This is a genomic window from Kitasatospora sp. NPDC004723 (assembly GCF_040609255.1).
Taxonomy (GTDB): domain Bacteria; phylum Actinomycetota; class Actinomycetes; order Streptomycetales; family Streptomycetaceae; genus Kitasatospora.
On record NZ_JBEXJT010000059.1, the window covers coordinates 20,362 to 46,108 of the forward strand.

Consider the following 25,747-nt stretch of genomic DNA (forward strand, 5'->3'; position numbering starts at 1 on the left):
CGTCCGACGACGTGCGCGACTCTCGTGTGCCGGTCCGGCCCCTTCGAGGCCTCGGGCCTCGAACGCTTCGAGAGGCTTCGCCGTGCGTGCTCCGTCCTCCGCTCTGTTGCGTGATCTGCCGGTGCTGCTGGTGGCGGTGGTGTGGGGATCGAGCTTCCTGGCGGTGCAGCGGGTGGCCGAACCGGGCACGGTGGTGGCGATGCTGGCGCTGCGGTTCGGTCTGGTGCTGCCCGTCCTGGGGCCGGCGGCCTGGCGCTCGCTGCGACGGCTGCGGCGCGCCGAGTGGCTGGGCGGGGCCGGGCTGGGACTGGTGCTCGGTGGGATCTTCCTCCTTGAGACGTTCGGCGCGGTGCACACCTCGGCGACCAACGCGGGCCTGATCATCAGCCTCACGATCGTGTTCACCCCGCTCGCGGAGAGTGCGTTGGCCCGGACGCCGCTGCCGCGCTCCTTCCTCGCGGCGGCCGGTCTGGCGGTGGTGGGCATCGCGCTGCTCACCGGGGACGGCGGCCTGCGGGCCCCGGCCTCGGGGGACCTGCTGATGCTCGGCGCCGCCGTCGTGCGGACGATCAACGTGCTGGCCACCGCCCGGGTCCGGGCGATCCGGGAGAGCGACACGCTGGCCGTCACCTGGGTCCAGCTCGCGGCCGCGACGTTGGTGTTCGCCGCCGTCGCGCCGTTCGCCGGCCCGTTGCCCTGGACGGTCGCGGCCGCCTATGGGCCAGCCCAGTGGGGTTGGCTTTTGCATCTGGCCCTGCTCTGCACGCTGTTCGCGTTCTTCGTGCAGATGCGGGCCGTCCGCACCACCTCGCCCTCACGGGTCAGCCTGCTGCTGGGCACCGAACCGCTCTGGGCCGCGGTGTTCGGCATCACCCTGGCGGGCAACCACCTCGGGCCGTCGGCCCTGCTGGGTGGCGCCCTCGTCCTGGTCGGCACCGAGTGGGGGCGGCGGACCGCCTTGGCGCCGCGGTCGGAGGCGGTACCGGCGGAGCGGGAGCCGACGGCGGTGTGACGGTCGGGCGCGGTGCTCACGCCCGCCGCCCCAGGGTGCGGCGGGCGTAGGCGAAGGTGACCGCGGCGAGCAGCGGACCCCAGGCGACCAGCGGCAGGTAGCAGAGGGTCATGATCACCCCGGCGAGGCCCCGCGGAGCGCCGGGACCGTTCATCGCCGAGGCCCAGCCGCCGAACAGCGCCGACATGCCCATCGCGGTCAGGGCGGTGGAGCCGAGGGCCGCCGGGACGATCGCGGCCCACGGCCGGACGGCCCGGCCGCCGATCAGCGGGATCCGGCGCGGGAGCACCTCGCCCCAGGGACGGACCAGCCCCAGGGTGAGGAAGGCCAGCAGCTCGGCCAGCCCGCTGAGCGCGAGGACGTACACGGTGCCCCAGCCCGGGACGTAGGGGTCGAAGGCCGCGGCCAGCTCCCCGCTGAAGCCGACCGGGATCCCCACCCCGAGGGCGAGCCGCCAGAGTCCGGACGGGACGGTCGTCCAGGCGGTGGCGAGGGCGGCCCGCTCGGCCCAGCGCGGGGTGCCGGCGGGGCGGACGGCGCGGGTTGTGCGGGCAGCGCGGGCAGTGCGGGCGGCGAGGCCGGCGGCGGTGGCCGGTGCGGTGGGTGCGGCGGGTGCGGTGGCGGACATGATGGCGGACTCCCCTCCGGGACCGGCCGCGGCGGCCGGTCCGACGGGATCAAGAGTGGCCGCCGGAGGGGGCCTTCCATCAGTGCCGATCGGGCTGTCCTGGCTGCTCGGAACGGGTGCGGAAATGTGCCGATCGGCACAGGCGGAGCGCTCGGGCGATCCGTAGGCTTCCCGGCAGGAAGGAGGCGACGATGGGTCAGATGCTTTCGCTTGCCGCCCCGGTGGCGGTCCTCTGCGGGTGGTTGCTGCGCTCCCGGTTCGGAGTGGCGGCGGTGGCCGGTGCGGCCGGTGCGGTGTCGGCCGGGGCATCGGCCGGCGTCTGGGCCGCCGGACGGTGGACCGAGGCCGATCGCTGGCCGGCCCTGGTCGGTCTGCTCGAACTCGCCCTGCTGCTGCTCCTGGTGGTCGTGGCGTTGCGGGCCGAGGGCGGTCGGCGCGGGGCGGTGGCGGTCTGGACGGTCGGTGGCGCGGTCGCGCTCTGGCCCTCCCGGTTCCAGGCGATCGAGGGCCCGCAGGACGCGCTGACGCTCTTCGGGTTCGGCTCGGCCTTCGCGCTGCCGGCGGTCCTGGTCGGGCTCTACCTGCGCGGGCTGGACGACGCCCGGCGCCGCTCGGTGTCCGCCGCGCGCCGCTCCCAGCGGCTCGAACTCGCCCACGACCTGCACGACTTCGTCGCCCATGACGTCAGCGGGATGGTCGCCCAGGCGCAGGCGGGCATGGTGCTGGCGGCCTCCGACCCGGTGCGGGCGGCCGCCCTGTTCGAGCGGATAGAGCAGGCCGGGCTGCAGGCCCTGGCCTCGCTCGACCGGACGGTCCGGCTGCTGCGCAGCGAGGACACCGACGGTCCGGAGCGCGGTCCGCAGCCCGGCCTGGCCGAACTCACCGAACTCACCGAGCGGTTCGCGGACTCGGGCGGAGTGACGGTGCGGCTGGACGCCCCCGCGGAGGAGCCGGGGGTGCCCCGGGAGGTGGCGGCCACCGCCTACCGGGTCGTGGTGGAGGCCCTGACCAATGTGCGGCGGCACGCGCCCGCCGCCCGTGTGGTCGAGGTCCGGGTGCGCCGGGAGGGGCGGCGGCTGTCGGTGCGGGTACGGGACGACGGCGGTGTGGCGGCGCAGCCGTCCGGGCCGCGCCGGGGAGGCAGTGGGCTGGCGGGGCTGGCCGCCCGGGTGGAGGCGCTCGGCGGCACGCTCGCCGCCGGCCGGGAGGGTGGCGGTTGGCAGGTGGCGGTGACCATGCCGCTGAAGGCGTGGTGACGGGCCCGGCGGTCTGTGCCGGGGGAGCGGCACGAACGGAACGACCAACGCGAAGAGAACGACCAACGCGAACGGAACGAATGACGGGAACGGCAAGAACGGCGCCGGGACCGTACCGGCAGAAGGACGGAGGCGTGGGCCGATGACGATCAGGGTGCTTCTCGCCGACGACGACGAGGCGATCCGCAGCGCGTACCGGATCATCCTCGACGCCCAGCCGGACATCGAGGTGGTGAACGAGGCCGCGGACGGCGAGGCGGCGGTCGCCCTGGCCCAGCGGCTCCGGCCGGACGTCATCCTCGCCGACATCCGGATGCCCCGGCTGGACGGGCTGGAGCTGACCAGGCGCCTGGGTGGGGAGTTCCGGGTGGTCGTGGTGACCACCTTCGACCTGGACGAGTATGTGCACGAGGCGATCCGCGCGGGTGCGGCGGGTTTCCTGCTCAAGCGCTCGGGACCGGCGCTGCTGGCGGAGGCGGTGCGGTCCGCCGTCGCGGGGGACGCGTTGATCAGTCCGCAGATCACCGTCCGGCTGCTCCGTCGCTTGTCGAGCGGCACACCGCAGCGGCCGGCGGCCGGCGGGAGAGCGGAGCGTCCGCAGGTCGGCCCGGTCGAGGAACTCACCGCACGGGAGAAGGAGATCGCGCGTCTGGTCGCGGACGGCGCGACGAATGCGGAGATCGCGGCGGAGCTGTTCATCAGCGCCGGAACGGTGAAGAACCACCTGGCCTCGGTCCAGCGGAAGCTCGGTGCCCGGAACCGGGTGGGCATCGCCGCCTGGGCGTGGGAGAGCGGGGCCTGAGCACGGCTCGCGCGCTTGTGAACGAAGGGTCAAGCGGGCGTTCGCGGAGCCGCCACCCCTGCGGGTGAGACGCTATAACACGTCAACATGACGCCCGGAAATTTGCTCTCAGCGATGCATAGTTGATATAGGCGTGCGGCTCTGACCAGCCGCTTCGCAGATAAAAGCGACAGCTTGTGACCATTTGACTTCTTTGCGTTGACAAATATCGCCATGCTCACCTTCGCCATCATTCGCGAGGTGTCGTAGATCACAAAGATCGTCCTGAACTGCGTGTCGCAGATCACAAGCCCACGGGCATAGGATGCGCTCGTTCCAGGCTTTGTGAACTGCCTCACATGGGGTGGATCCGGGAACTGGAGCGCCGGGTTCACCCCAGTGTGACCCGTCGGTTCCGATCTGCAGTCAAGGACGACTGGACGGAGGGAGCGGGGGCTATGAATGCCTACGCGCCGATCCTCGTACTCGGTGCCATCGCGGCGGCGTTCGCGGTCGGCTCCGTCGTGATGGCCTCACTGACCGGCCCCAAGCGCTACAACCGGGCCAAGCTGGAGGCGTACGAGTGCGGCATCGAGCCGACCCCGCAGCCCGTGGGCGGCGGTCGGTTCCCGATCAAGTACTACCTGACGGCGATGCTCTTCATCGTCTTCGACATCGAGATCGTCTTCCTCTACCCGTGGGCCGTGAGCTTCGACGCCCTGGGGATTTTCGGGCTGGTCGAGATGCTCCTGTTCATCGCCACCGTCTTCGTCGCCTACGCCTACGTCTGGCGCCGCGGCGGTCTGGAGTGGGACTGACCGCTGACTTTGTGAACGTGCGGACAAGCCAACGGACTTGAGGGCATTGAGAGGGATCTGATGGGAATCGAGGAGAAGCTGCCGAGCGGCTTTCTGCTCACGACCGTGGAGACGGCCGCCGGCTGGGTGCGCAAGGCGTCGCTCTTCCCGGCCACCTTCGGGCTGGCCTGCTGCGCGATCGAGATGATGACCACCGGCGCGGGCCGCTACGACCTGGCCAGGTTCGGCATGGAGGTGTTCCGGGGCTCCCCCCGGCAGGCCGACCTGATGATCGTGGCCGGTCGGGTGAGCCAGAAGATGGCGCCCGTGCTGCGCCAGGTCTACGACCAGATGGCCAATCCGAAGTGGGTCATCTCCATGGGCGTCTGCGCCTCCTCGGGCGGGATGTTCAACAACTACGCGATCGTGCAGGGCGTCGACCACATCGTCCCGGTGGACATCTACCTGCCCGGCTGTCCGCCCCGCCCGGAGATGCTGATGGACGCGATCCTGAAGCTGCACGACAAGATCCAGCACGAGCCGCTCGGCGCGAACAAGCGCCGCGCCGAGGAGTTGGGCGAGGCGCTCGCGCTGCAGGCGACCCCGGTGAGCGAGATGCGGGGGCTGCTGCGATGAACGACCAGGTACCCGAGACCCGCCGCGAGCAGCCGCACCGCGAGATCCCGGTCGAGGTGGTCGGCCGCCGGCAGGGCATGTTCGGCGCCCAGGGCACCGGCGACACCTCCGGCTTCGGCGGGCTGGTCGCCCCGATCGCCCTGCCCCCGGCCAGCGAGCGCCCCTACGGCGGCTGGTTCGACGAGGTCGCCGACGAGCTGGAGGGCGCCCTGGAGGAACAGGGCCTCGACCCCGCGGAGGTGATCGAGAAGACCGTCGTCGACCACGCCGAACTCACCTTCCACATCGCCCGCGAGCACCTGCTGCGCACCGCCCGCACCCTGCGCGACGACCCGGCGCTCCGCTTCGAGCTCTGCCTCGGGGTGAGCGGAGTGCACTACCCGGGCGACCAGGGCCGCGAACTGCACGCGGTCTACCACCTGCGCTCGATCACCCACGGCCGGCTGATCCGGCTGGAGGTCACCGCGCCGGACGCCGACCCGCGCGTCCCGTCGGTGGTCAGCGTCTACCCGACCAACGACTGGCACGAGCGCGAGGCCTACGACTTCTTCGGCCTGGTCTTCGAGGGCCACCCGGCGCTCACCCGGATCATGATGCCGGACGACTGGCTGGGTCACCCGCAGCGCAAGGACTACCCGCTCGGCGGCATCCCCGTCGAGTACAAGGGCGCCCAGATCCCGGCGCCCGACCAGCGGAGGTCGTACAGCTGATGAACACCCAGCACTACGAGGAGACGCACCGGGACGGCACCGCCGAGGCGGGTGCCCGGGACACCACCGAGGGCCGGGTCTTCACGGTCACCGGCGGCGACTGGGGCGAGGTGGTCGAGGCCGTCGGCCGGGCCGACGACGAGCGCATCATCGTCAACATGGGCCCCCAGCACCCCTCCACCCACGGGGTGTTGCGGCTGATCCTGGAGATCGACGGCGAGACGGTGACGGAAGCCCGCTGCGGCATCGGCTACCTGCACACCGGCATCGAGAAGAACATGGAGTTCCGCAGCTGGGTCCAGGGCACCACCTTCGTGACCCGCATGGACTACCTGACCCCGCTGTTCAACGAGACCGCCTACTGCCTGGCGGTCGAGAAGCTGCTCGGCATCACCGACGACGTCCCCGAGCGGGCCAACGTCATCCGGGTACTGATGATGGAGCTCAACCGGATCGCCTCCCACCTGGTCTGCCTGGCCACCGGCGGCATGGAGATCGGCTCCACCACCCTGATGATCTACGGCTTCCGCGACCGCGAGCTGATCCTGGACGTCTTCGAACTGGTCACCGGCCTGCGGATGAACCACGCGTACGTCCGCCCCGGCGGCCTCGCCCAGGACCTCCCGCCCGGCGCGGTCGACCAGATCCGCGAGGCCGTGAAGACCATCCGCTCCCGGATGCACGAGTACGACAAGCTCGCCACCGGCAACCCGGTGTTCAAGGCCCGCCTGGTCGACGTCGGCTTCCTCGACCTGCCCGGCTGCCTCGCCCTCGGCGCCACCGGCCCGATCCTGCGCGCCACCGGCCTGCCGCACGACCTGCGCAAGACCGACCCGTACTGCGGCTACGAGAACTACGACTTCGAGGTCGCGATCGCCGACAGCGCCGACTCCTACGGCCGCTTCCTGATCCGCCTGGAGGAGATGAAGCAGTCGCTGCGGATCGTCGAGCAGTGCCTGGACCGGCTGCGCCCCGGCCCGGTCATGGTGGCCGACAAGAAGATCGCCTGGCCGGCCCAACTCGCCGTCGGTCCGGACGGGATGGGCAACTCCCTCGACCACATCCGGAAGATCATGGGCACCTCGATGGAGGCCCTGATCCACCACTTCAAGCTGGTCACCGAGGGCTTCCGGGTCCCGGTCGGCCAGGCCTACGCGGCGGTCGAGTCGCCCAAGGGCGAGCTGGGCGTGCACGTGGTCAGCGACGGCGGGACCCGCCCGTACCGGGTCCACTTCCGGGACCCGTCGTTCACCAATCTGCAGTCGATGGCGGCGATGTGCGAGGGCGGCCAGGTGGCCGACGTCATCGTCGCGGTGGCCGGGATCGACCCGGTGATGGGAGGCGTGGACCGGTGACAGACGTCCAACTGGGGATGCCGGCACTGCCGGCCAGGCCGTACCCCGAGGAGGTGCACGCCCGGCTGGCCGCCGACGCCGCGGAGCTGATCGGCCGCTACCCGGTGGCCCGGTCCGCCCTGCTGCCGCTGCTGCACCTGGTGCAGGCCGAGGAGGGCTTCGTCAGCCCGACCGGCATCCGGTTCTGCGCGGAGCAGCTCGACCTGACCACCGCCGAGGTCACGGCCGTCGCCACCTTCTACACCATGTACCGGCGCCGGCCCGCCGGCGAGTACCACGTCGGGGTCTGCACCAACACCTTGTGCGCGGTGCTCGGCGGCGACCAGATCTTCGCCGAGCTCCAGGAGCACCTCGGGATCGCGAACAACGAGACCACCGAGGACGGCCGGATCTCGATCGAGCACATCGAGTGCAACGCGGCCTGCGACTACGCACCCGTGGTGATGGTCAACTGGGAGTTCTTCGACAACCAGACGCCGGAGAGCGCCAAGCGGCTGGTCGACGACCTGCGCGCGGGCCGGGAGGCCGTCCCCACCCGCGGCGCCCGGCTCTGCTCCTTCAAGGAGACCGCCCGGATCCTGGCTGGCTTCCCCGACGAGCGCCCCGGTGCCGTCGACGAGTCCGGCGCCGGCGGCGCCCCCTCGCTGGCCGGCCTGCGGCTGGCCCGCGGCGAGGCCCTGCCCGGCACCGGCGGCACCCGCGTCGTCTCCCCCCGCCACGAGGGCACCGGCCAGGAAGGGAGTGAAGCGTGATGACCTCCGCCGAGCCGGCCGAGAAGCTGCTCACCCCCGTGCTGTCCGCCTCCTGGGACGACACCCGGCCCTGGAGCCTGGCCACCTACCGCCGCCACGCCGGGTACGAGGGCCTGCGGACCGCCCTCGCCATGCCCCCGGACGACGTGATCGCCCTGGTCAAGGACGCCGGACTGCGCGGCCGCGGCGGCGCGGGCTTTCCCACCGGCATGAAGTGGCAGTTCATCCCGCAGAACGACGGCAAGCCGCACTACCTGGTGGTCAACGCGGACGAGTCCGAGCCGGGCACCTGCAAGGACATCCCGTTGCTGTTCGCCAACCCGCACTCGCTGATCGAGGGCATGATCATCGCGTCCTACGCGATCCGCTGCGACCACGCCTTCATCTACCTGCGCGGCGAGGTCGTCCCGGTGCTGCGCCGGCTCCAGGCGGCCGTGGCCGAGGCCTACGAGGCCGGGCTGCTCGGCCGGGACGTCCTCGGCTCCGGCCTCGACCTGGACATCACCGTGCACGCCGGCGCCGGCGCGTACATCTGCGGCGAGGAGACGGCCCTGCTCGACTCGCTGGAGGGGCGCCGCGGCCAGCCGAGGCTGCGCCCGCCGTTCCCGGCCATCGCCGGCCTCTACGCCTGCCCGACCGTGGTCAACAACGTCGAGTCGATCGCCTCGGTGCCGCCGATCCTGGCCCGCGGCAAGGCCTGGTTCAAGGGCCTGGGCACCGAGAAGTCCCCCGGCTTCACGCTCTACTCGCTCTCCGGCCACGTCACCAACCCCGGCCAGTACGAGGCCCCGCTCGGCATCACGCTGCGCCAGCTGCTCGACATCAGCGGCGGCATCCGCCCCGGCCACCGGCTCAAGTTCTGGACCCCGGGCGGCTCCTCCACCCCGATGTTCACCGACCAGCACCTCGACGTCCCGCTCGACTACGAGGGCGTCGGCGCGGCCGGCTCGATGCTCGGCACCAAGGCCCTGCAGGTCTTCGACGAGACGACCTGCGTGGTGCGCGCGGTCACCCGCTGGACGGAGTTCTACGCCCACGAGTCCTGCGGCAAGTGCACCCCCTGCCGCGAGGGCACCTACTGGCTGGTCCAGCTGCTCAAGCGGATCGAGGCCGGCCAGGGCGCCGAGGGCGACCTGGAGAAGCTCCTCGACATCGCCGACAACATCAACGGCAAGTCCTTCTGCGCCCTGGGCGACGGCGCGGCCAGCCCGATCGTCTCCTCGCTCCAGCACTTCCGGGCCGAGTACGAGCAGCACCTCGCGGAGCGCCGCTGCCCGTTCGACCCGGCCGCCTCCACCGTCTGGGCCGACGGCCCCCGCCCCGGCCACCAGTCCGCCACCGAAAGGGAGGTGCACGCGTGACGATCACAGAACCGTCCACCTCCCAGGGCGGCCAGGCCGCGGTCGAGCTGGTCACGCTCACCATCGACGGCGTCGAAGTGCGGGTCCCCAAGGGGACCCTGGTGATCCGGGCCGCCGAGCAGATCGGCACCCAGGTCCCGCGCTTCTGCGACCACCCGTTGCTCGACCCGGCCGGCGCCTGCCGGCAGTGCATCGTCGAGATCGAGGGCCAGCGCAAGCCGGTCGCCTCCTGCACCATCCCGGTCGCCGAGGGCATGGTGGTCCGCACCCAGCTCAGCTCGCCGGTCGCCGAGAAGGCCCAGCGCGGTGTGATGGAGCTGCTGCTGATCAACCACCCGCTGGACTGCCCGGTCTGCGACAAGGGCGGCGAGTGCCCGCTGCAGAACCAGGCGATGTCCACCGGCGACGCGGACTCCCGTTTCGAGGGGATGAAGCGCACCTACGAGAAGCCGGTGCCGATCAGCAGCCAGGTGCTGCTGGACCGGGAGCGCTGCGTGCTCTGCGCCCGCTGCACCCGGTTCTCCCAGCAGATCGCCGGGGACCCGTTCATCGACCTGGTCGAGCGCGGCGCCCTGCAGCAGGTCGGCACCGGCGAGGGCGACGACTTCGAGTCGTACTTCTCCGGCAACACCATCCAGATCTGCCCGGTCGGCGCCCTCACCTCGGCGGCCTACCGCTTCCGCTCCCGCCCGTTCGACCTGGTCTCCTCGCCGAGCGTCTGCGAGCACTGCTCCTCCGGCTGCGCCCAGCGCACCGACCACCGGCGCGGCAAGGTGCTGCGCCGGCTGGCCGGCGAGGACCCGGCGGTCAACGAGGAGTGGAACTGCGACAAGGGCCGGTTCGCGTTCCGCTACGCCCAGCAGCGCGACCGGATCACCGCCCCGCTGGTCCGCCGGGACGGCGAACTCGTCGCCGCCTCCTGGCCGGAGGCGCTGGCCCGGGCCGCCGAGGGACTGCGCGAGGCCCGCACCGGCGTGCTCACCGGCGGCCGGGTCACCGTCGAGGACGCCTACGCCTACGCCAAGTTCGCCCGGGTGGTGCTCGGCACCAACGACGTGGACTTCCGGGCCCGCCCGCACAGCGTCGAGGAGGCGGACTTCCTGGCCGCCGCGGTCGCCGGGCAGGGCGTGGACGTCAGCGGCGAGGGCGTGACCTACCAGGACCTGGAGGCCGCGCCGCTGGCGCTGCTGGTGGCCCTGGAGCCGGAGGAGGAGTCGCCGATCGTCTTCCTGCGGCTGCGCAAGGCCAACCGCAACCGCGGGCTGCCGGTCTTCTCGGTCGCCGCGCACGCCTCCCGCGGCCTGGCCAAGCTGCACGGATCGCTGCTGCCCGCCGCCCCCGGCACCGAGGCCGAGTGGCTGGCCGCGCTCGCCGCCGACGAGCCGCTCAACGACGAGGCCGGCCGCGCCGCCGAACTGCTGCGCACCCCCGGCGCGGTGATCCTGGTCGGGGAGCGGGCGTCCGCCGCTCCCGGCGCGCTCACCGCCGCGCTGCGCCTCGCGCACGCCACGGGCGCCCGGCTCGCCTGGATCCCGCGGCGGGCCGGCGAGCGCGGCGCGGTCGAGGCGGGCGCGCTGCCCGGCCTGCTGCCGGGCGGCCGCCCGGTCACCGCTCCGGCCGCCCGGGCCGAGGCCGCCGCAGCCTGGGGCGTGCCCGGACTGCCCGAGGGGACCGGCCGGGACACCGCGGGGATCCTGGCCGCCGCCGCCCGCGGCGAACTCGACGCGCTGCTGGTCGGCGGCCTCGACCCGGAGGACCTGCCCGACCCGGCGGCGGCCGAGGAGGCGCTGGCGGCCGTCCCGTTCGTGGTCTCGCTGGAGCTGCGCCCGTCCGCCGTCACCGCCCGCGCCGACGTGGTGCTGCCGGTGGCCGCGGTCGCCGAGAAGGCCGGCACCTTCCTGGACTGGGAGGGCCGGGTGCGGATGTTCGAGGCCGCGCTCAAGCCGGACCAGCAGATGGGCCGTCATCTGCACCCGGACCTGCGGGTGCTGAACATGCTCGCCGACGCGCTGGGCCACCGGCTCGGCCTGCCCGACGTCCGCGCCGCCCGGCTGGAGCTGGACCGGTTCACGCCCTGGACCGGCGCGCGCCCGGCCGCCCCGGCCGCCCACCCCGGTGTGCTGCCCCGCCCGGCCACCGGCCAGGCGGTGCTGGCCGGTTGGCGCCTGCTGCTCGATCGCGGCTCGCTCCAGCAGGGCGATCCGCACCTGGCCGGCACCCGGCACCGCGCCGTCGCCCGGATCTCGCCGACCACCGCCGAGGAGATCGACGCGGTGGGAGCCCCCGCGCTGCGGCTGACCGGCCCGTCCGGCTCGGTCACCCTGCCGCTGGAGATCGGCAAGGAGATGCCGGACCGCACGGTCTGGATCCCGCTCAACTCCACCCCGGGCGGCGCCCACCGCACGCTCGGCACCACCACCGGCCACCTGGTCACCATCGCCCCGGCGCAGGGCGTCGAGTCCGACGAGGAGGAGAAGTGAACCCCACCGCGCACCCGCTCGCCGGGTACGACCTCGCCGCGTACGAGACGCTCGGGTTCTTCGGCCGCGACCCCTGGTGGCTGGTCCTGCTCAAGGCGGTGTTCTGCTTCGCCTTCCTGGTCGGCACGGTCCTCGTGGCGATCGTCTGGGAGCGCAAGGTGGTGGCCTGGATGCAGCTGCGCATCGGGCCCAACCGGCACGGCCCGTGGGGCATGCTGCAGTCGCTCGCCGACGGCGTGAAGCTGGCGCTCAAGGAAGACCTGGTGGTCAAGGGCGCCGACAAGGCGGTCTACATCCTGGCCCCGATCGTCTGCGCCATCCCGGCGTTCATGGCCTTCGCGGTGATCCCCTTCGGCCCGGCCGGCAACGAGGTGTCGGTGTTCGGCACCCGGACGCCGATGCAGCTGACCGACTTCCCGGTGGCGCTGCTGTACATCCTGGCCACCGCCTCGGTCGGCATCTACGGCATCGTGCTGGCCGGCTGGTCCTCCGGTTCGACCTACCCGCTGCTCGGCGGCCTGCGCTCCTCGGCCCAGATGATCAGCTACGAGATCGCGATGGGCCTGTCCTTCGCGGCGGTGTTCATCTACTCCGGCTCGATGTCCACCTCGGAGATCGTCTCCTCGCAGCAGCCGACCTGGTTCGCGGTGCTGCTGCCGGTGTCGTTCATCGTCTACATCGTGGCGATGGTCGGCGAGACCAACCGCGCGCCGTTCGACCTCCCGGAGGCCGAGGGCGAGCTGGTCGGCGGCTTCAACACCGAGTACTCCTCGCTGAAGTTCGCGATGTTCATGCTGGCCGAGTACGTCAACATGGTCACCGTCTCGGCCGTCGCCTCCACCCTGTTCCTGGGCGGCTGGCGGGCCCCCTGGCCGGTCTCCACCTTCTGGGAGGGCGCCAACCACGGCTGGTGGCCGATGCTCTGGATCACCCTCAAGATCCAGCTGCTGCTGTTCTTCTTCATCTGGCTGCGCGGCACCCTGCCCCGGTTCCGCTACGACCAGTTCATGAAGCTCGGCTGGAAGGTGCTGATCCCGGTCTCGCTGGTCTGGCTGGTGATGGTGGCCGCCGTCCGGGCGCTGCGCAACGAGGGCTACGGGTTCGGCGAGGTGGTGCTCTACGTCGGTGCCCCGGTCGGCGCGCTGCTGCTGCTCGGCCTGCTGCGGGACGTCGTGAAGCGCCGGCCGGAACCCGTGGACGGCGCGCCGAGCGGGGAGTTCGACCCGATGGCCGGCGGCTACCCGGTGCCGCCACTGCCCGGCCAGCAGCTCCCGCAGGTCCCGCGCCGGCCCAGCCGCGCCCCGAAGCAACTCCAGGACGCCCTCAACGGGGCCGACCATTCCGAAGGGAGCTGAACCGAGATGTCGTCCGACCAGAACCGCCGGACCGACCGGCCCGAACGGGCCGAGAAGCCGTCCATCCTCGGACCGGCCGCCGGCTTCGGCGTGACCTTCAAGGCCATGTTCAAGAAGCGGCTCACCGAGCAGTACCCGGAGCAGAAGAAGCCCACCGCCCCGCGCTTCCACGGCCGCCACCAGCTCAACCGGCACCCGGACGGCCTGGAGAAGTGCATCGGCTGCGAGCTGTGCGCCTGGGCCTGCCCGGCCGACGCCATCTACGTCGAGGGCGCGGACAACCGGGAGGAGGAGCGCTACTCGCCCGGTGAGCGGTACGGCGCGGTGTACCAGATCAACTACGCCCGCTGCATCCTGTGCGGCCTGTGCATCGAGGCCTGCCCGACCCGGGCGCTCACCATGACCAACGAGTACGAGCTCGCGGACTCCTCCCGCAAGGACCTCATCTTCACCAAGGAGCAGCTGCTGGTCGGCCTCTCCGAGGGCATGGTCGACACCCCGCACGCGATCTTCCCGGGCGCCGACGAGGGCGCGTACTACCGCGGCGAGATCACCGCGGCGGCGCCGGGCACCGAGCAGCAGGAACGCACCGATCGGGAGAAGGAGGCGCAGTCGTGACCGCCGCCCCCGCCACCCTCGCCGCCGTCACCGGCGCGACCTCCACCGGCGAGGCCGTCCAGTTCTGGGTGCTCGCGGTGATCGCCGTCGGCGGAGCCCTCGGGATGCTGCTGATGAGGAAGGCGGTGCACAGCGCGCTCTGCCTGGCCGCCACCATGCTCGCCCTGGCGGTCTGTTACATGGCCCAGGGCGCGGTGTTCCTGGGCGTGGTGCAGATCGTCGTCTACACCGGCGCGATCATGATGCTCTTCCTGTTCGTGGTGATGCTGGTCGGCGTGACCAGCGCGGACTCGCTGAAGGAACAGCTGAAGGGCCAGCGGTTCGCCGCCGTGGTCTGCGGCCTCGGCTTCGGCGTGCTGCTGGTCGCCGGGATCGCCAACGCCAGGCTGCACACCTTCGCCGGCCTCGGCGAGGCCAACGCCGAGGGCAACGTCCAGGGCCTGGCCCGGCTGATCTTCACCAAGTACGTGTGGGCCTTCGAGGTCACCGGCGCGCTGCTGATCACGGCCGCGATCGGCGCCATGGTGCTGACCCACCGTGAGCACGTGAAGGCCCCGAAGACCCAGCGCGAGCTGGCCGCCCAGCGGGTCGCCGACAACCTGCAGGTCCCGCCGCTGCCCGCGCCCGGCGTCTACGCCCGGCACAACGCGGTGGACATCCCGGGCCTGCTGCCGGACGGCTCGATCGCCGAGGACTCGGTGATGGCGACCCTGCGCGAGCGCGGCCAGATCCGCGACGTCAGCCAGCAGATGCTGGCGCGGATGGCCGAGCTGGAGTCCAGCACCGCCGACTGGCTGGGCCGCCCGCCGTCCGAGCGCCCGCCGGTGACCGGCCCGCGCCAGGCGCTGGAGCCGGTGGCCGCCAACCACAAGGCGCCGGCGAACCGCCCGGCGTCCGACCACGACGAGGAGGGGGCGGAGTGAATCCGGTCAACTACCTCTATCTCTCCGCCCTGTTGTTCACCATCGGCGCCTCCGGCGTCCTGATCCGGCGGAACGCGATCGTCCTGTTCATGTGTGTCGAACTGATGCTCAACGCCTCCAACCTGGCGCTGGTCACCTTCTCCCGGATGCACGGCAACCTGGACGGCCAGATCATCGCGTTCTTCACCATGGTGGTCGCGGCCGCCGAGGTCGTGGTCGGCCTCGCGATCATCGTCTCGATCTTCCGGACCAGGCACTCCGCTTCGGTCGACGACAGCAACCTGATGAAGCTGTAGGCGGAGGGCCTCGGTGAACTCTCTCATTCCGCTGCTGGTCGCGGCCCCGCTGGCCGGCGCCGCCCTGCTGCTGCTCGGTGGCCGGGCCTTCGACCGGTTCGGCCACTGGCTGGCCACCGCGCTCGCCGCACTGTCCTTCGGCTTCGGCCTCGCGCTGTTCTCGTCCATGCTGGGCCGGGACGCCGAGGAACGCGCCGTGACCGAGCACCTGTTCAGCTGGATCCCGGTGAACGGCTTCCAGGCCGACGTCGCCTTCCAGCTCGACCAGCTCTCGATGACCTTCGTCCTGCTGATCACCGGCGTCGGCACGCTCATCCACCTCTACTCGGTGGGCTACATGCAGCACGACGAGCGCCGGCGCCGCTTCTTCGCCTACCTCAACCTCTTCCTGGCGGCCATGCTGCTGCTGGTGGTCGCCGACAACTACCTGCTGCTGTACTTCGGCTGGGAGGGCGTGGGCCTCGCCTCGTACCTGCTGATCGGTTTCTGGCAGCACAAGCCGAGCGCCGCGACGGCCGCCAAGAAGGCGTTCATCGTCAACCGCGTCGGTGACCTGGGCCTGTCCATCGCGATCATGCTGATGTTCGTCGAGTTCGGCTCCTTCGCCTTCGAGCCGGTCTTCGCCACCGCCGGCAGCGCGAGCGAGGGCAAGCTGACCGCGATCGGGCTGATGCTGCTGCTCGCCGCCTGCGGCAAGTCCGCGCAGGTGCCGCTGCAGTCCTGGCTCGGGGACGCGATGGAGGGCCCGACCCCGGTCTCCGCGCTGATCCACGCGGCCACCATGGTCACCGCCGGCGTCTATCTGATCACCCGCTCCGGGGCGATCTTCAACCTGGCGCCGGACGCCCAGACCGCCGTCGTGGTGGTCGGCACGGTCACCCTGCTCTTCGGGGCGATCGTCGGTTGCGCCAAGGACGACATCAAGAAGGCCCTGGCCGGCTCGACCATGTCGCAGATCGGCTACATGATCCTCGCGGCCGGCCTCGGCCCGATCGGCTACGCCTTCGCGATCATGCACCTGGTGACCCACGGCTTCTTCAAGGCCGGGCTGTTCCTCGGCGCCGGGTCGGTCATGCACGGCATGAACGACGAGGTGAACATGCGTCACTACGGCGGCCTGCGCAGGTACATGCCGGTCACCTTCGTGACCTTCGGCCTCGGCTACCTGGCCATCATCGGCTTCCCGGGCCTGTCCGGCTTCTTCTCCAAGGACAAGATCATCGAGGCGGCGTTCGCCAAGGGCGGCACCGAGGGCTGGATCCTCGGCCTGTGCGCGCTGACCGGCGCCGCGGTCACCGCGTTCTACATGACCCGGGTGATGCTCCTGACCTTCTTCGGCGAGAAGCGCTGGCAGCCGGACGCCCAGGGCAACGACCCGCACCCGCACGAGTCGCCGCGGACCATGACGATCCCGATGATCCTGCTGGCGTTCGGCTCGGTGTTCGCCGGCGGGCTGTTCGCGTTCAACAGCTCCTTCCTCACCTGGCTGGAGCCGGTCACCGGCCACGAGGAGGGGAACTCCCCGCTCGCCCCGCTGGTGGTCACCCTGCTCACCAGTGCCTGCATGGTGCTCGGCGTCGCGCTCTCCTACCTGATGTACGGCCGTTCCGCCGTCCCGGTGGTGCCGCCCTACGGCTCCCCGCTCACCCGGGCCGCCCGCCGCGACCTCCTCCAGGACGACTTCAACCACGCCGTCCTGGTCCGACCCGGCTCGGCGCTCACCGCCGCCCTGGTCTACTTCGACAGCCGCGGCCTGGACGGTTTCGTCAACGGCCTGGCCGCCACCATCGGCGGCGTCTCCAGCCGGCTGCGGCGGATCCAGAACGGCTACGTCCGCACGTACGCGCTCTCCATGTTCGGCGGCACGCTGGTGCTGGTCGCCACGACTCTCCTGATGAGGTCCGTCTGATGCACTCGGATTACACACGTCGTCAGGAGGCCGAGGCATGAGCGTCCTCCTCACCGCCACCTGCGCGGTCCCGGCCGCCGGTGCGGTGGTCACCGCCGCCCTGCCGGCCGGGACCACCGAGGGCCGGCGGCGCACCGCCAAGGCTGCGGCACTGGTCTTCTCCGCCGCCACCCTGGCCCTGGCCGGCGCGGTCGCCGTGCGGTTCGACCCGGACGGCGCGCGCTACCAGCTGACCGAGTCCTACAGCTGGATCCGCTCCTTCGGCATCACCTTCGCGCTCGGCGTGGACGGCATCGGCGCCGTGCTCGCCCTGCTCACCGCCGTCCTGGTGCCGGTCGTGCTGCTCGCCTCCTGGCACGACGCCGACCCGGCCGCCCCCGCGCCCGAGGGGACCTTCGAGAACAGGCGGCGCACCCAGGGGTTCTTCGCGCTGGTCCTGGCAGTGGAGGCGATGGTGATCGTCTCCTTCTACGCCACCGACGTCTTCGTCTTCTACGTCTTCTTCGAAGCCATGCTGATCCCGATGTACTTCCTCATCGGCGGCTTCGGCGACCGGGCGGGCGGCCCCGATGCGGCCCGTCAGCGCTCCTACGCGGCGGTCAAGTTCCTGCTGTACAACCTGCTCGGCGGCCTGGTCATGCTGGCCGCCGTGATCGGTCTGTACGTGATCGCGCAGGACCAGGGCCTGGCCACCTTCGACCTGCAGACCCTCACCGGCGCGGTCGCCGACGGCCGGCTGCGGTTCAGCGGCACCGCCGAGAAGGCGCTGTTCCTCGGCTTCTTCTTCGCCTTCGCGGTCAAGGCCCCGCTCTGGCCGCTGCACACCTGGCTGCCGAACGCGATGGGCGAGGCCACCGCCGGCACCGCCGTACTGATCACCGCCGTGGTCGACAAGGTCGGCACCTTCGCGATGCTCCGCTTCTGCCTCGGGCTCTTCCCGGACGCCTCGAAGACCTTCGCCCCGGCGATCCTGGTCCTCTCGGTGATCGGGATCATCTACGGCGCGTTGCTGGCCATCGGTCAGAAGGACATCAAGCGGCTGGTCGCCTACGCCTCGATCTCGCACTTCGGCTTCATCATCATGGGCATCTTCGCGCTGACCAGCCAGGGCCAGAGCGGAGCCACCCTCTACATGGTCAACCACGGCATCTCCACCGCCGCATGGATGCTGGTGGCCGGATTCCTGATCTCCCGCCGCGGCTCCCGGCTGATCGCCGACTACGGCGGCGTGCAGAAGGTCGCCCCGGTGCTCGCCGGCACCTTCCTCATCGGCGGCCTGGCCACCCTCTCGCTGCCCGGCCTCGCTCCCTTCGTCAGCGAGTTCCTGGTCCTGGTCGGCACCTTCACCCGCTACCCGGCGGTCGGCATCGTCGCCACCTTCGGCATCGTGCTGGCCGCGCTGTACGCCCTGCTGCTCTACCAGCGCACCATGACCGGTCCGGTCAAGGAGGGCGTCGGCGCCATCACCGACCTCAAGGTCCGCGAACTCGCGGTGGTGGCACCGCTGGTGGCGCTGACCGTGCTGCTCGGGGTCTACCCGAAGCCGCTCACCGACCTGGTCAACCCCGTGGTGAACGCGACCCTCTCGCAGGTCCACCAGACCGATCCGGCACCGGCCCACCCGGTCGCCGCCGACCACGGGTCCGGCCAGGACGGGGCCGCCCGCTCAGGAGGTGAGCACAAGTGAGCAGCACCGGATGGCTCGCCGCCGCCGGCGGCACCCAGAGCATTCCCGTACCGCACATCGAGTACGGGCAGCTCTCGCCGATGCTGGTGGTGTTCGGCGCCGCCGTGACCGGCATCCTGCTGGAGGCCTTCCTGCCCCGGCGGCTGCGGCACTGGGCCCAGGTGGTGACCGCGCTGACCGGTCTGGCCGGCGCCTTCGTGGCCGTCCTGGTGCTCGCCGCCCAGGGCTACGGCACCACCAAGGTCGACGCGGTGGCGATGGGCTCGGTGGCCCTGGACGGTCCGACGCTGTTCCTCCAGGGCGTGATCCTGCTGGTCTCGGTGGTCGCGGTGCTGACCTACGCCGAGCGCCGGCTGGAGCCCAGGGCCGGGGGAGCGCCGGCCGACGCGTTCGCCGCCCAGGCCTCCGCCACGCCCGGGGGCGAGCAGGAGCGCGGCGCGATCCGGGCCGGCTTCACCACCAGCGAGGTCTTCCCGCTCACCATGTTCGCGGTCGGCGGCATGCTGCTCTTCCCGGCGGCCAACGACCTGCTGACCATGTTCGTCGCGCTGGAGGTCTTCTCCCTCCCGCTCTACCTGCTCTGCGCGCTGGCCCGGCGCCGTCGGCTGCTCTCCCAGGAGGCAGCGGTCAAGTACTTCCTGCTCGGCGCCTTCGCCTCGGCGTTCTTCCTGTTCGGCACCGCGCTGCTGTACGGCTTCGCGGGCACCGTGCGCCTCGGCGAGATCGCCGACGTCATCTCCGGCAACGCGCTGCTCACCCCGGCGCTGGTCTCCTCGACCCAGAACGACGCCCTGCTGCTGGTGGGCCTGGCGATGCTGTCGGTCGGCCTGCTCTTCAAGGTCGGCGCGGTGCCGTTCCACGCCTGGACCCCGGACGTCTACCAGGGCGCGCCGACCCCGGTCACCGGTTTCATGGCGGCGGCGACCAAGGTGGCCGCGTTCGGCGCCGTGCTGCGGCTGTTCTACGTGGCCTTCCCGGCGCTGCGGCTGGACTGGCGGCCGGTGCTCTGGGGCGTGGCGATCCTCACCATGGTGGTCGGCGCGGTCCTGGCCGTCACCCAGCAGGACGTCAAGCGGCTGCTCGCCTACTCCTCGATCGCGCACGCCGGCTTCATCCTCACCGGTGTGATCGCCAGCAACCGGCAGGGCGTCGGCTCGGTGCTGTTCTACCTGCTGGCGTACTCCTTCGTGACGCTCGGCGCGTTCGCCGTGGTCACCCTGGTGCGCGACTCCAAGGGCGAGGCCACCCACCTGTCCAGCTGGGCCGGCCTGGGCCGGCGCTCCCCGCTGGTCGCGGCGGTGTTCGCGCTCTTCCTGCTGGCCTTCGCGGGCATCCCGCTGACCTCCGGGTTCACCGGGAAGTTCGCGGTGTTCCAGGCTGCGGCGGCCGGTGGGGCGACCCCGCTGGTGATCGTCGGCGTGCTCAGCTCGGCGGTGGCGGCGTTCTTCTACATCCGGGTCATCGTGCTGATGTTCTTCTCCGACCCGCAGCCGGGCGGCCCGACCGTCGCCATCCCGAGCGCCTTCACGGCGACCGCGATCGGCGTCGGCGTCCTGGTGACGCTGGGCCTCGGACTGCTGCCGCAGTACTTCCTGGACCTCGCCTCGAAGGCCGTGTTCTTCGTCGGCTGAGCACCCACGGACCGCGCCCGGACCGCCCACGGACCGCGCGCAGACCGTCCGCGGACCTCTCGCGGAACGCGCTCCGACGGCCCGGCCGACCGCCCCGGCGGCGGCCGGGCCGACCGCTCCGACGTCCGTCCGGGTCGCGCCCGCCGCGCGGCCGGGACGCCCCGTTCGGGTATCCGTGCTGGCCAGCGGGGACGCCCCGGGCGCGACAGAGCCGCACGCCCGTGCAGTGATCCACTCGCGACCGGATACCCTGCCTGTATGGCCAGCGGCGGCACTCAGGGACCGGGCCGCTAGATCGACCAGGGACAGAGGAGTGGTCTTCGTGACCGTCGTGGGACCCTTTGGGCTCAGCGTGCAGGACCGCGATCTGACCCGCGACGTCCAGGCCGGGATGGACGCGGTGGAGACCGCGCTCACCGACGCCGTGAAGAGTGACGTCCCGTTCATCACCGTGACCGCCAGCCACCTGATCGAGGCCGGCGGCAAGCGCTTCCGCCCGCTGCTGGTACTGCTCGCCGCCCAGTTCGGCGACGCCGGCGCGCCCGGGGTGGTCCCGGCGGCCGTCGTCGTCGAGCTCACCCACCTGGCCACGCTGTACCACGACGACGTCATGGACGAGGCCCCGGTGAGACGCGGCGCGCCCAGCGCCAACTCGCGCTGGGACAACTCGGTCGCCATCCTGACCGGCGACTTCCTCTTCTCCCGCGCCTCCCAGGTGCTCGCCGACCTCGGCCCGGAGGCCGTCCGGCTGCAGGCCGACGCGTTCGAGCGGCTGGTCACCGGACAGATCCTGGAGACCGCCGGCCCCGGCCCGGAGGACGACCCGCTCGACCACTACCTGAACGTGCTGGCCGGCAAGACCGGCTCGCTGATCGCCGTCTCCTGCCGGATAGGAGCGCTGGCGGCCGGCGCCGAGCCGTGGGTGATCGACATCCTCAGCGCGTTCGGGGAGCGGATCGGCATCGCCTTCCAGCTGGCCGACGACGTACTGGACATCGCCAGCGACGGCCACGAGTCCGGCAAGACCCCCGGCACCGACCTGCGCGAGGGCGTGGAGACCCTGCCGACCCTGCTGCTGCGCCAGATGCCCGCCGACCCGGCCGATCCGGAGGACACCCGGCTGCGCGAGCTGCTCCGCAAGGACCTCGCCGACGACGAGCTGCACGCCGAGGCGCTGCGGCTGCTGCGCCGCCACCCGGCGCTGGAGCACGCCCGCCGGGAGACCCTGCGGCACGCCGAGGAGGCCCGCACCCTGCTGGACCCGCTGCCGGACGGCCCGGCCAAGGAAGCGCTCCAGGCGCTCTGCGACTCGGTGGCCATCCGCACCATGTGACGGTGCGGCGGCCCGGGCCGGGGCGGGCCGGGCGAATTGGCCTCGACGGTCCCGAGGGGCGCGCGGATGGGGGAGACTGACACCCGTCAGCACCGTGTCCGCACCTCCGCCCATCCGGAAGGCCGCCATGCTTCGCGTCGTCATCGCCGAGGACTCCGTACTGCTGCGGGAGGGCCTGACCAGGCTGCTCACCGACCGCGGCCTGGAGGTCGTGGCCGGCGTCGGGGACGGCGAGGCGCTGGTCAAGACGATCCACGATCTGGCCGCCGACGGCGCGCTGCCCGATGTGGTGGTCTCCGACGTGCGGATGCCCCCCACCCACACCGATGAGGGCCTGCGCGCCTGCGTCACCCTGCGCGGCCTGTTCCCGGAGCTCGGCGTGCTGGTGCTGTCGCAGTTCGTCGAGGAGCGCTACGCCTCCGAACTGCTGGCCGGTTCCACCCGTGGCGTGGGCTACCTGCTGAAGGACCGGGTCGCCGAGGTCCGCGAGTTCGTGGACGCGGTGGTCCGGGTGGCCGAGGGCGGCACCGCGCTGGACCCGGAGGTCGTCCAGCAGCTGCTGAGCCGCAGCCGCAAGGGTGATGTGCTGGCCGGGCTGACCCCGCGCGAGCGGGAGGTGCTGGGGCTGATGGCGGAGGGCCGGACCAACACCGCGGTGGCCAAGCAGCTGGTGGTCTCCGAGGGCGCGGTGGAGAAGCACGTCAGCAACATCTTCCTGAAGCTGGGGTTCGCGCAGAGCCCCGGGGACCACCGTCGGGTCCTTGCGGTGCTGACTTATCTGAATTCCTGACCGGCTCGCCGACGGGCCGTTCCAGCGGTGCGTTCGTGTTCGAACCGAATTGTCGCTCCACGGTCCGAAATTGGTCGTCCACGGCGTTTTTCGCGAGCTCGGCGGTGATTTTCCGCCGCATCGGGGAGTTCCGTCCAAGGCAATCCTTACCCGCATAGGATGCGAGAGGTGCACCAGGCGGACGGGGGCACACGGCTCACGCCCGCGGCTGGTGCCCACGAGGAGGTCCGCGGCAGTGACCAGTCAGGTCGATCAGTCAGAAGCAGTGGACGGCTCGGACGGCGACGAGGGCCGCACCGGGCCCGACGGGGGCCGCTCCGGCCCTGCCGCGCCGGTCGGTCCACAGCCCCGGGGCACCAAGCCGATCCGCAGGCTGGACCGGGTGATCATCAGATTCGCCGGGGACTCCGGCGACGGCATGCAGCTCACCGGCGACCGCTTCACCTCGGAGACGGCGTCCTTCGGCAACGACCTCTCCACCCTGCCCAACTTCCCGGCCGAGATCCGCGCTCCCGCCGGAACGCTGCCGGGTGTCTCGTCCTTCCAACTCCACTTCGCCGACCACGACATCCTGACCCCGGGTGACGCGCCCAACGTCCTGGTGGCGATGAACCCGGCCGCCCTCAAGGCCAACCTCCCCGACCTCCCGCGCGGCGCGGAGATCATCGTCAACACCGACGAGTTCACCAAGCGCGCGCTGGCCAAGGTCGGGTACGGCGCGGACCCGCTGGCGGACGGCTCGCTGCAGGGCTACCACCTGCACAAGGTGCCGCTCACCACGCTGACCCTGGAGGCGCTCAAGGAGAGCGGGCTCGCCCGCAAGGACGCCGAGCGCGCCAAGAACATGTTCGCGCTGGGCCTGCTGTCCTGGATGTACCACCGCCCGACCCGCGGCACCGAGTCCTTCCTGCGCACCAAGTTCGCCAAGAAGCCGCAGATCGCCGAGGCCAACATCACCGCCTTCCGGGCCGGCTGGAACTTCGGCGAGACCACCGAGTCCTTCGCGGTGTCCTACGAGGTACCGCCGGCCAAGCTGCCGCCGGGCCGCTACCGCAACATCTCCGGCAACCTGGCGCTGTCCTACGGCCTGATCGCCGCCTCCCGGCGCGCCGGGCTGCCGCTCTACCTGGGCTCCTACCCGATCACCCCGGCCTCGGACATCCTGCACGAGCTGAGCCGGCACAAGAACTTCGGCGTGCGCACCTTCCAGGCCGAGGACGAGATCGCCGGCATCGGCGCGGCGCTCGGCGCGGCCTTCGGCGGCGCGCTCGGCGTGACCACCACCTCCGGACCCGGCGTGGCGCTCAAGAGCGAGACCATCGGCCTGGCCGTCTCGCTCGAACTCCCGCTGCTGGTGGTGGACATCCAGCGCGGCGGCCCGTCCACCGGCCTGCCGACCAAGACCGAGCAGGCCGACCTGCTGCAGGCGATGTTCGGCCGCAACGGCGAGGCCCCGGTGCCGATCGTGGCCCCGGCCACCCCGGCCGAGTGCTTCGACGCGGCCCTGGAGGCGGCCCGCATCGCGGTCACCTACCGCACCCCGGTCTTCCTGCTCTCGGACGGCTACCTGGCCAACGGCTCGGAGCCCTGGCGGATCCCGGAGGTCGACGAACTGCCCGCGATCGACCCGGACTTCGCGACCGCGCCGAACCGCGAGGACGGCGCGTTCTGGCCGTACCTGCGCGATCCCCAGACGCTGGCCCGGCCGTGGGCGCTGCCCGGCACCCCGGGCCTGGAGCACCGGATCGGCGGCATCGAGAAGCAGGACGGCACCGGCAACATCTCCTACGACCCGGCCAACCACGACTTCATGGTCCGCACCCGGCAGGCCAAGGTGGACGGCATCACGGTGCCCGACACGGCGGTCGACGACCCCGACGGCGAGGCCCGGGTGCTGGTGCTCGGCTGGGGCTCGACGTACGGCCCGATCACCGCGGCGGTCCGCCGGGTCCGGGCGGACGGTGGCCGGATCGCGCAGGCGCACCTGCGCAACCTCAACCCGTTCCCGGCCGATCTCGGCACGGTGCTGCGGAGTTACGACAAGGTCATCGTGCCCGAGATGAACCTCGGCCAGCTGGCGCTGCTGCTGCGTGCCAAGTACCTGGTGGACGCCGAGTCCTACAACCAGGTGCGCGGACTGCCGTTCAAGGCGGCGCAGTTGGCGGACGTGTTGTGGGCGGCGATCGGCACCCTGGATGAGGAGGACAACCGATGAGCGAGAAGTTCCCCTCGTTGAAGCTGGTCCCGAAGGCCGAGGCGCCGCAGAGCGCCAAGGAGTTCAAGACCGACCAGGAGGTGCGCTGGTGTCCCGGCTGCGGTGACTACGCGATCCTGGCCGCGGTGCAGGCGTTCATGCCGGAGCTGGGGATCAGGCGGGAGAACACCGTCTTCGTCTCCGGCATCGGCTGCTCGTCCCGGTTCCCCTACTACATGAACACCTACGGGGTGCACTCGATCCACGGTCGCGCCCCGGCGATCGCCACCGGGCTGGCGACCTCCCGGCGGGACCTCAGCGTCTGGGTGGTGACCGGTGACGGCGACGCGCTGTCGATCGGCGGCAACCATCTGATCCACGCGCTGCGCCGCAATGTGAATCTGAAGATCCTGCTGTTCAACAACCGTATCTACGGCCTGACCAAGGGCCAGTACTCGCCGACCAGTGAGCTCGGGAAGATCACCAAGTCCACCCCGATGGGCTCACTGGACGCGCCGTTCAACCCGCTCTCGCTGGCCATCGGCGCGGAGGCCACCTTCGTCGCCCGGACCATCGACTCCGACCGTCAGCACCTCCAGTCGGTGCTGCGGGCGGCGGCCGAGCACGAGGGCACCGCGCTGGTCGAGATCTACCAGAACTGCAACATCTTCAACGACGGCGCGTTCGAGGTGCTGAAGGAGGCCGGCACCCGGGACGAGGCGCTGATCCGGCTGGAGCACGGGCGGCCGGTCCGCTTCGGCACGGACGGCGCCCGGGGCGTCTTCCGCGGCGCCGACGGCGAGCTGTTCGTCGACGCCGTCACGGCGGAGAACGAGTCGGCGCTGTTGGTCCACGACGCCCACGCGGCCGGTCCGGCCACGGCGTTCGCGCTCTCCCGGATCGCCGACGCGGACACCCTGCACCACACCCCGATCGGTGTGCTGCGCGACGTCCGGCGCCCGGTGTACGACGAGCTGATGGCCGACCAGCTGGCCACCGCCACCGCCGACCGCGGCCCGGGCGAGCTGGCCGCGCTGCTCGCGGGCGGCGACACCTGGACGGTCGACTGAGTCCGGCCGGCGAGCACGGCGGCGCCCCCGGCCCTTCCCGGCCGGGGGCGCCGCCGTGCGTTCCGGTCCGCGTCTAGCCCCAATGCCAGTGACTTTGTCCTTCGATCCTCGTTGGTTGTGGTGTGGCGAGGGTGGGGCAGGTCAAGTCGCCTGCGGGTGAGCGGTTGTCGGAC

21 protein-coding genes and 1 pseudogene are annotated in these 25,747 nt (G+C 71.7%); 21 read left to right on the forward strand and 1 reads right to left on the reverse strand.

Translation table 11 applies throughout. The features are described from left to right. The first annotated feature begins 106 nt into the window (after window positions 1–106). Window positions 107–1,012, forward strand: a complete 906-nt coding sequence (locus ABZW10_RS34700; RefSeq protein ID WP_355374335.1) for a DMT family transporter — start codon at window positions 107–109, stop codon at window positions 1,010–1,012. 16 nt (window positions 1,013–1,028) lie between these two features. Here ABZW10_RS34700 and ABZW10_RS34705 read toward each other — a convergent pair whose 3' ends face one another. Continuing rightward, window positions 1,029–1,640, reverse strand: a complete 612-nt coding sequence (locus ABZW10_RS34705) for a hypothetical protein (protein WP_355374338.1) — start codon at window positions 1,638–1,640, stop codon at window positions 1,029–1,031. Window positions 1,641–1,831: 191 nt separating this feature from the next. On the opposite strand from ABZW10_RS34705, the gene ABZW10_RS34710 reads away from it, so the two are divergent. From ABZW10_RS34710 to ABZW10_RS34805, 20 genes and pseudogenes are all read left to right on the forward strand, one after another. Beyond that, window positions 1,832–2,896, forward strand: a complete 1,065-nt coding sequence (locus ABZW10_RS34710) for an ATP-binding protein (RefSeq protein WP_355374340.1) — start codon at window positions 1,832–1,834, stop codon at window positions 2,894–2,896. 142 nt (window positions 2,897–3,038) lie between these two features. Next, window positions 3,039–3,698 (forward strand): response regulator transcription factor, encoded by a 660-nt coding sequence (locus ABZW10_RS34715; RefSeq protein WP_355374342.1) that lies wholly within the window; start codon window positions 3,039–3,041, stop codon window positions 3,696–3,698. Between the two features lie 437 nt (window positions 3,699–4,135). Further along, a complete protein-coding gene (locus tag ABZW10_RS34720; protein ID WP_014137597.1) occupies window positions 4,136–4,495 on the forward strand; it encodes an NADH-quinone oxidoreductase subunit A in 360 nt (119 codons plus the stop codon). 60 nt (window positions 4,496–4,555) lie between these two features. Beyond that, window positions 4,556–5,110, forward strand: coding sequence for an NADH-quinone oxidoreductase subunit B family protein (locus ABZW10_RS34725; RefSeq protein WP_355374348.1), 555 nt, complete (start codon window positions 4,556–4,558; stop codon window positions 5,108–5,110). Continuing rightward, a pseudogene (locus ABZW10_RS34730) lies at window positions 5,044–5,820 on the forward strand (NADH-quinone oxidoreductase subunit C); the annotation flags it as partial. The gene ABZW10_RS34725 and the pseudogene ABZW10_RS34730, both read left to right, overlap by 67 nt. Beyond that, window positions 5,820–7,175 (forward strand): NADH-quinone oxidoreductase subunit D, encoded by a 1,356-nt coding sequence (locus ABZW10_RS34735; protein WP_355374350.1) that lies wholly within the window; start codon window positions 5,820–5,822, stop codon window positions 7,173–7,175. The pseudogene ABZW10_RS34730 and the gene ABZW10_RS34735, both read left to right, overlap by 1 nt. 17 nt (window positions 7,176–7,192) lie before the next feature. Next, window positions 7,193–7,927 carry an NADH-quinone oxidoreductase subunit NuoE gene (nuoE, locus tag ABZW10_RS34740; protein ID WP_355374388.1) on the forward strand — a complete coding sequence of 245 codons (735 nt, stop codon included), beginning with the start codon at window positions 7,193–7,195 and terminating at the stop codon, window positions 7,925–7,927. Beyond that, entirely contained in the window at window positions 7,927–9,288 is a 1,362-nt protein-coding gene (nuoF, locus tag ABZW10_RS34745; RefSeq protein ID WP_355374353.1) for an NADH-quinone oxidoreductase subunit NuoF, read from the forward strand. Before nuoE ends, nuoF begins: the two co-directional genes overlap by 1 nt. Beyond that, on the forward strand, window positions 9,285–11,768 hold the full coding sequence (locus tag ABZW10_RS34750) for an NADH-quinone oxidoreductase subunit G (RefSeq protein WP_355374355.1): 2,484 nt from the start codon (window positions 9,285–9,287) through the stop codon (window positions 11,766–11,768). The genes nuoF and ABZW10_RS34750 overlap by 4 nt, the downstream gene beginning before the upstream one ends. Continuing rightward, window positions 11,765–13,123: an NADH-quinone oxidoreductase subunit NuoH gene (nuoH, locus tag ABZW10_RS34755; RefSeq protein WP_355374358.1), complete on the forward strand. Its 1,359-nt coding sequence runs from the start codon at window positions 11,765–11,767 to the stop codon at window positions 13,121–13,123. Before ABZW10_RS34750 ends, nuoH begins: the two co-directional genes overlap by 4 nt. Window positions 13,124–13,129: 6 nt before the next feature. After that, entirely contained in the window at window positions 13,130–13,741 is a 612-nt protein-coding gene (gene nuoI, locus ABZW10_RS34760) for an NADH-quinone oxidoreductase subunit NuoI (protein ID WP_355374361.1), read from the forward strand. Further along, on the forward strand, window positions 13,738–14,664 hold the full coding sequence (locus tag ABZW10_RS34765; RefSeq protein WP_355374363.1) for an NADH-quinone oxidoreductase subunit J: 927 nt from the start codon (window positions 13,738–13,740) through the stop codon (window positions 14,662–14,664). Before nuoI ends, ABZW10_RS34765 begins: the two co-directional genes overlap by 4 nt. Further along, window positions 14,661–14,960 (forward strand): NADH-quinone oxidoreductase subunit NuoK, encoded by a 300-nt coding sequence (gene nuoK / locus ABZW10_RS34770; RefSeq protein ID WP_030300898.1) that lies wholly within the window; start codon window positions 14,661–14,663, stop codon window positions 14,958–14,960. Before ABZW10_RS34765 ends, nuoK begins: the two co-directional genes overlap by 4 nt. 13 nt (window positions 14,961–14,973) lie before the next feature. Continuing rightward, the gene (gene nuoL / locus ABZW10_RS34775; RefSeq protein WP_355374365.1) at window positions 14,974–16,869 is read left to right on the forward strand and encodes an NADH-quinone oxidoreductase subunit L; all 1,896 of its coding nucleotides are present in this window, start codon (window positions 14,974–14,976) and stop codon (window positions 16,867–16,869) included. Between the two features lie 37 nt (window positions 16,870–16,906). Beyond that, window positions 16,907–18,556, forward strand: coding sequence for an NADH-quinone oxidoreductase subunit M (locus ABZW10_RS34780; RefSeq protein ID WP_355374368.1), 1,650 nt, complete (start codon window positions 16,907–16,909; stop codon window positions 18,554–18,556). Next, complete coding sequence (nuoN, locus tag ABZW10_RS34785; protein WP_355374371.1) at window positions 18,553–20,187, forward strand: NADH-quinone oxidoreductase subunit NuoN; 1,635 nt, start codon at window positions 18,553–18,555, stop codon at window positions 20,185–20,187. The genes ABZW10_RS34780 and nuoN overlap by 4 nt, the downstream gene beginning before the upstream one ends. Before the next feature lie 322 nt (window positions 20,188–20,509). After that, window positions 20,510–21,520, forward strand: coding sequence for a polyprenyl synthetase family protein (locus ABZW10_RS34790; protein WP_355374374.1), 1,011 nt, complete (start codon window positions 20,510–20,512; stop codon window positions 21,518–21,520). 127 nt (window positions 21,521–21,647) lie between these two features. Further along, entirely contained in the window at window positions 21,648–22,310 is a 663-nt protein-coding gene (locus tag ABZW10_RS34795) for a response regulator transcription factor (protein ID WP_355374376.1), read from the forward strand. Between the two features lie 235 nt (window positions 22,311–22,545). Continuing rightward, entirely contained in the window at window positions 22,546–24,525 is a 1,980-nt protein-coding gene (locus ABZW10_RS34800; protein WP_355374379.1) for a 2-oxoacid:acceptor oxidoreductase subunit alpha, read from the forward strand. Next, window positions 24,522–25,574, forward strand: a complete 1,053-nt coding sequence (locus ABZW10_RS34805) for a 2-oxoacid:ferredoxin oxidoreductase subunit beta (protein ID WP_355374382.1) — start codon at window positions 24,522–24,524, stop codon at window positions 25,572–25,574. The genes ABZW10_RS34800 and ABZW10_RS34805 overlap by 4 nt, the downstream gene beginning before the upstream one ends. Window positions 25,575–25,747: the final 173 nt, after the last annotated feature.